The following is a 6103-nucleotide window of genomic DNA, read 5'->3' as shown; positions in this document are numbered from 1 at the left end:
ATCGACTCGACAGTGAAGGCAGGGCTCTCATGACCGACGAGCGCAGAGAACGCGGACTGAAGAAGATGAGCGAGGTGTACGGCTGGGAGTTCCAGGACGGCCCGGGCGAGCACTTCGCGGTCACCGCAGACCATCTCTTCGCCGATATCTGGTCGCGCCCAGGGCTTTCCATCCGCGATCGGCGACTGCTGCTGCTCGGCGCGGCCACCGCCCAGGGCCTGTTCGATATTGCCGAGATCCAGGTCGGCGCGGCCCTGCGCAATGAGGAGCTGGACGAGGAGCAGTTGCACGAGATCGCACTGTTCCTCTGCCACTACGTGGGCTGGCCCGCGGGCACCACCCTGGACGGCGTCGTCGGCAAGGCTGTCAAACAGCACAAGAAGAAGTAATTCCCCTCCCCCAGTTAGGAATTGACGAGAACATGGCCGATACCGCAACCGTGCGACCGCTCCGAGCCAGTGAGGTGGACTCCTGGGACTTCGAGGCCGATGTGGTCGTCGTCGGCTACGGCATTGCCGGGGTGTGCGCCGCCATCGAGGCGGCCGGCGCGGGCGCCGATGTGCTCGTGCTGGAACGCACCGGCGGCTGGGGCGGCGCGGCCGCCCTGTCCGGCGGCTTCATCTACCTTGGTGGCGGTACGGCACTGCAGCGGGCGCTCGGGTTCGAGGACACCGCCGAGAACATGGAGAAGTTCCTGACCGCCGCGCTCGGACCGGGCGTGGACAAGGACAAGATCCACGATTACTGCCAGGGCAGCGTCGAACACTTCGATTGGCTGGTGTCGCAGGGCGTTCCGTTCAACCAGGAATTCTGGGGTGAGCCCGGCTACGAGCCGCCGGCCGACCAGGGCCTGATGTTCTCCGGCGGCGAGAACGCCGCACCGTTCAACACCATTGCCGACCCCGCGCCGCGCGGCCATCTGGCCTGGACCAAGGACAAGAAGCTGGGTGAGAAGGGCGGCGGCTACATGCTGATGGAGCCCCTCGCCCACACCGCCGAAAAGCTCGGCGTTCGTCGGGAATTCGACGTGCGACTGCAGCGGCTCGTCGTCGACGAGACCGGCCGCGTGGTCGGTGTCGCGGCCAAGCGCTACGGCAAGGAGCTGTTCGTCCGCGCCGAGCGCGGCGTGGTGCTGGCCACCGGCAGCTTCGCCTACCAGCACGAAATGGTGGAGCGCTTCGCACCCAAGATCGCCGGGCGGCCCGCCGCGACGGTCGAGGAGCACGACGGCATCGGCATCCGGGTCGCGCAGGCCCTGGGCGCGGATCTGGCGCATATGGATGCCACCGAGGTCGCCCTGGTCGCGGATCCGCAGGTGGTGGTGCGCGGCATTCTGGTGAACGGCCGCGGTCAGCGGTTCGTCACCGAGGACACCTACCCCGGCCGCATGGGCCAGGCGGTGCTGCTGGACCAGGACAACAAGGCGTACCTCATCATCGACGAGACGGCCCTGGAGGAGGCGTTCGAAACCAAATCCTCCATGTCCTTCCTGCGCATCGCGCCGACCTGGGTCGCGGAGACCGTCGCCGAGCTCGAGAGCGAAATGGGACTGCCGGCCGACACTCTGCAGGCGACCATCGGCCTCTACAACAAGCACGCCGAGAACGGGGAAGACCCGTTCCTGCACAAGAAGCCGGAGTGGGTGAAGCCCATCGGCACTCCGCTGGGCGCGTACGACCTGCGCGGCTACACCGGCGGATTCACCCTCGGCGGGCTGCGCACCGACCTGGATTCGCGGGTGCTGCACGTGTCCGGCGAGCCGATCCCGGGACTGTTCGCGGCCGGTCGCGTCACCTCGGGCATCTGCGCGGGTGGTTATGCCAGCGGTTGCTCGCTGGGTGACGGAAGTTTCTACGGCCGGCGCGCGGGCATCGCCGCCGCCAAATCCAACTGAGAGGGGATGACGCATATGCGATTCGGCATCGTTCAATTCACCAGTGACCGCGGCATCGCCCCCGCGGTCGCCGCCAAGGCGGCCGAGGAGCAGGGCTTCGCCTCGTTCTTCGTGCCCGAGCACACCCACATCCCGATCAAGCGGGAGGCGTTCCATCCGGGCACCGGCACCGCCGAACTGCCCGACGACCGCTACACCCGCACCCTCGATCCGTGGGTGACGCTGGGGACCATCGCCGCGGTGACCTCACGCATCGAATTGTCGACGGCGGTGGCGCTGCCCACCGAAAGCGATCCGATCACCCTCGCGAAAACCATCGCGACGCTCGATCACCTGTCCGGCGGACGCGTCACGCTCGGGGCCGGATTCGGCTGGAACACCGACGAACTCACCGATCACGGAGTGCCCGGCAATAAGCGGCGCACCGTACTGCGCGAGTACATCGAAGCCATGCGGGCGCTGTGGACGCAGGAGGAAGCCAGCTACTCGGGTGATTTCGTCTCCTTCGGCCCCAGCTGGGCGTGGCCGAAGCCGGTGCAGGCGCATGTGCCGCTGCTCATCGGGGCGGGCGGCACCGACAAGACCTTCAAGTGGATCGCCGCCTCGGCCGACGGGTGGATCACCACGCCCACCGAATCCGACGTATCCGCCTCCACCGCACTGCTCATGAAGCACTGGGGAGAGGCCGGGCGCGAGGGCGCACCCCGGGTGGTCGCCCTGGACTACAAACCCGATGCGGACAAGCTGGCCCACTGGGCCGAGGCCGGCGTCACCGACGTGCTGTACGGCATGCCGGACAAGCCGGAGGCCGACGTCCTCGCCTACCTGGAGCGGCTGGCGGGCAAACTCGAGCCACTCGGCCTCGTCCGCTGATTCGCGCGGCGCCCGGCCGAGCTGCCGGGCGGCCTGCGCGACTTCTGAAATTCACACTCCCCCAGTAAATTTCGCTGCGCCCTACGAAAGGCCGTGACGTGCGTATTGCCCTGCTGTCCTACCGCAGCAAAACCCACTGTGGAGGACAAGGGGTGTACGTCCGCTATCTCAGCGCAGGGCTGGCGGAACTGGGACACGAGGTCGAGGTGTTCTCGGGGCAGCCCTATCCGGAACACCTCGACCCCCGGGTGCGCCTGACCGAGGTCCCGAGCCTGGACCTGTACCGGGACGAGGACCCCTTCCGCACACCCCGGCCCGGCGAGATCCGGGACGGCATCGACCTGCTCGAGGTCGCCACCATGTGGACGGCGGGCTTCCCGGAGCCGCGCACCTTCAGCCAGCGCGCCGCCAAACTCCTGCGGGCGCGGGCGGCGGAATTCGATGTGGTGCACGACAATCAGTGCCTCGGCTACGGACTGCTGGATATCGCGCGGCACCTGCCGCTGGTGGCGACCATCCACCATCCGATCACCCGGGACCGGGAAGTGGATCTGGCCGCCGCGAATTGGCGGCGAAAACCGTTCCTGCGCAGATGGTATGGGTTTCTCGGCATGCAGCAGCGGGTGGCTCGGCAGATTCCGGATCTGATCACCGTGTCGTCGTCCTCGGCGAACGATATCGCCGCGGACTTCGGCGTCTCGCCGCAGCAGCTGCGCACGGTGCCCTTGGGCGTGGACACCGAATTGTTCCGGCCGCGCGCGTCGCCTCGGGTGCCGGGACGCATTGTCGCCGTGGCCAGCGCGGACAAACCACTGAAGGGCATCTCGCACCTGCTGAATGCCGTTGCCCGGCTGCGTAATACACACGCCCTGGAGGTGCGGCTGGTCGCCAAGCTGGAGGCGAACGGGCCCACCGAGAAGCTCATTGCCGAACTCGGCATCGCCGATATCGTCACCGCCGTCAGCGGACTCGGCGACGAGGATCTCGCCCAGCTGCTCAGCTCCGCCGAGATCGCCTGCATTCCCTCGCTGTACGAAGGCTTTTCACTGCCCGCCGTGGAGGCCATGGCCAGCGGCACACCCCTCGTCGCCAGCCGCGCCGGCGCACTGCCGGAAGTGGTCGGCGGCTGCGCGGAGCTGGTCGAACCCGGCAATGTGACGGAGCTGACCCGGGTACTCGGCGAATTGCTCGACTCCCCCGAACGCCTGCGGCACCTGAGCGCGGCCGGGCGGCGGCGCGCCCTGGAGGTCTTCAGCTGGGAAGCCGTTGCCGCCCAAACGGTCTCCGTCTACGAACAAGCTATAACCCGGCACGGCTCCCGTCCGGCCATCACCCCGATCCGCCAGGAGGCGCACCAATGCTGACCGTCGACTTCGACCGCCTGGGCATCGGCCCCGGCACCCGCGTCATCGATGTGGGGTGCGGGGCCGGCCGGCATTCGTTCGAGGCGTATCGGCGCGGTGCGGACATTGTGGCCTTCGACCAGAACGGCTCCGACCTGGCCGATGTGGACACCATGTTCAAGGCCATGGCCGAGGTCGGCGAGGCGCCCGGGTACGCCAAGGCGGAGACGGTGCGCGGCGATGCACTGGATCTGCCCTACGGGGACGGGGAATTCGATGTGGTGATCGCCTCCGAGATCCTCGAGCACGTGCCGCAGGACGAGGCGGCCATTGCCGAGTTGGCGCGGGTGGTCAAACCCGGTGGGGCACTGGCGGTCACGGTGCCGCGGTGGCTGCCGGAACGGATCTGCTGGGCACTGTCGGACGAATACCACGCCAACGAGGGCGGACACGTCCGCATCTACCGCGCCGACGAACTCCGCGACAAGGTCGCAGCACAGGGTATGCGATTTATCCACAGGTCTCACGCACATGCGCTGCATTCGCCGTACTGGTGGCTGAAATGCGCGGTCGGCGTCAAGGACGAGAAGAACCCGCTGGTCAGCACCTATCACCGGATGCTGGTGTGGGACATGATGTCCGCGCCGCAGCTCACCCGCGTCACCGAACGACTGCTCGATCCGTTCATCGGCAAGAGCGTCGCCCTGTACTTCGCGAAACCGGCGGTCCGCAGTGCCCGGCGCTGACCTACCCCGCGTTCCCGGTGTCCTGACAGCCCGCCAGTTCCTGCAGAGCGCCGAATCCATCGCCGCCACACAGGAATCCGACGGCGCGCTGCCCTGGTTCACCGGTGGGCACACCGACCCCTGGGACCACATCGAAAACGCCATGGCTTTGACGGCGGCCGGGCTGCTGGACGAAGCCCGGGCCGCCTACCTCTGGAGCGCGAAAACCCAACGCGCCGAAGGCTCCTGGCCCAGTCAGTTCCGCGACGGCGTCATCGAGAACGAGCACAGCGACACCAACTTCTGCGCCTATATCGCCACCGGGGTGCTGCACTACTCCACCAGCACCGGCGATTCCGTCTTCGCCCGCGAAATGTGGCCGGTGGTCCGCGACGCCATCGACTTCGTCCTCTCGCTCCAACAGGGTCGCTTCGGCGAAATCCATTGGTCCGCAGGCCCCCAAGGGTCCTCCGGCGAAGCCCTCCTCACCGGCTGCTCCAGCATCTTCCACAGCCTCCGCTGCGCCCTCGCCCTGGCCGGCCGGCTGGGCGACCCCCAACCCGAGTGGGAGGTAGCCGCCCTCCGCCTCGGACACGCCCTCCGCAACCACCCCGAAGCCTTCCTGGACAAGAACCGCTACTCCATGGATTGGTACTACCCCGTCCTCACCGGCGCGATCCGAGGCCGAACGGCCCAAGCCCGAATCAACTCCCACTGGCCCACTTTCGTAGTCCCCGACCTGGGCATCCGCTGCGTCTCCGACCAACCATGGGTAACCGGCGCAGAAACCTGCGAACTGGTCCTGACCCTGGATGCCATAGGCGACACCTCCCGAGCCCTCCGCCTCTTCACCAACATGCAGCACCTCCGCGAAACCGACGGCTCCTACTGGACCGGCCTCGTCTTCACCGACGGCAAACGCTGGCCCGAAGAACGCACCACCTGGACCGCCGCCGCCACCCTCCTAGCCGCCGACGCCCTAACCCGAACCACCCCCGCCCACAACATCTTCCGCAACCTCCTCCCCCAATCCCCCACCCCCACAACCTGCACCTGCCCCGAACCCAGCACCCCCTAACCACCCCCGCCCCACCTTCTCCTTCCCGCCCTCACCCTTCGAACCTTCGCCCTCCCGCGTCTTGGGGACTGCCCCGAGTTCGGTTGACTCGCGGGTGTGGTGTTTCAGGCCGCGATCGCGGGCTGGTTTATTGTCTCAAACTCGATCGGGGTCAGGCGGCCGAGGCGGCGTTGCCGCCGCTTGCGGTGGT

6 protein-coding genes are annotated in these 6103 nt (G+C 67.6%); all 6 read left to right on the top strand.

Going from position 1 to position 6103, the window contains the following annotated elements; all coding sequences use genetic code 11:
• The first annotated feature begins 29 nt into the window (after nucleotides 1–29).
• The 6 genes from JWN03_RS42580 to JWN03_RS42555 all read left to right on the top strand — a co-directional run bounded on the left by JWN03_RS42580 (nucleotide 30) and on the right by JWN03_RS42555 (nucleotide 5913).
• On the top strand, nucleotides 30–389 hold the full coding sequence (locus JWN03_RS42580; protein WP_297628159.1) for a carboxymuconolactone decarboxylase family protein: 360 nt from the start codon (nucleotides 30–32) through the stop codon (nucleotides 387–389).
• Between the two features lie 32 nt (nucleotides 390–421).
• The gene (locus JWN03_RS42575; protein WP_297628155.1) at nucleotides 422–1894 is read left to right on the top strand and encodes an FAD-dependent oxidoreductase; all 1473 of its coding nucleotides are present in this window, start codon (nucleotides 422–424) and stop codon (nucleotides 1892–1894) included.
• Nucleotides 1895–1909: 15 nt separating this feature from the next.
• Nucleotides 1910–2767 carry an LLM class F420-dependent oxidoreductase gene (locus JWN03_RS42570; protein ID WP_297628157.1) on the top strand — a complete coding sequence of 286 codons (858 nt, stop codon included), beginning with the start codon at nucleotides 1910–1912 and terminating at the stop codon, nucleotides 2765–2767.
• Nucleotides 2768–2865: 98 nt separating this feature from the next.
• A complete protein-coding gene (locus tag JWN03_RS42565) occupies nucleotides 2866–4131 on the top strand; it encodes a glycosyltransferase family 4 protein (protein ID WP_297628153.1) in 1266 nt (421 codons plus the stop codon).
• Nucleotides 4125–4856, top strand: a complete 732-nt coding sequence (locus JWN03_RS42560) for a class I SAM-dependent methyltransferase (RefSeq protein ID WP_297628151.1) — start codon at nucleotides 4125–4127, stop codon at nucleotides 4854–4856. The genes JWN03_RS42565 and JWN03_RS42560 overlap by 7 nt, the downstream gene beginning before the upstream one ends.
• Entirely contained in the window at nucleotides 4843–5913 is a 1071-nt protein-coding gene (locus tag JWN03_RS42555; protein WP_297628149.1) for a prenyltransferase, read from the top strand. Before JWN03_RS42560 ends, JWN03_RS42555 begins: the two co-directional genes overlap by 14 nt.
• Nucleotides 5914–6103 lie beyond the last annotated feature (190 nt).

The sequence above is a fragment of the Nocardia sp. genome, assembly GCF_025465275.1.
Taxonomy (GTDB): domain Bacteria; phylum Actinomycetota; class Actinomycetes; order Mycobacteriales; family Mycobacteriaceae; genus Nocardia.
The sequence above is the reverse complement of the archived record's forward strand: the minus strand, read 5'-3'. Positions and strand labels throughout refer to the sequence as shown.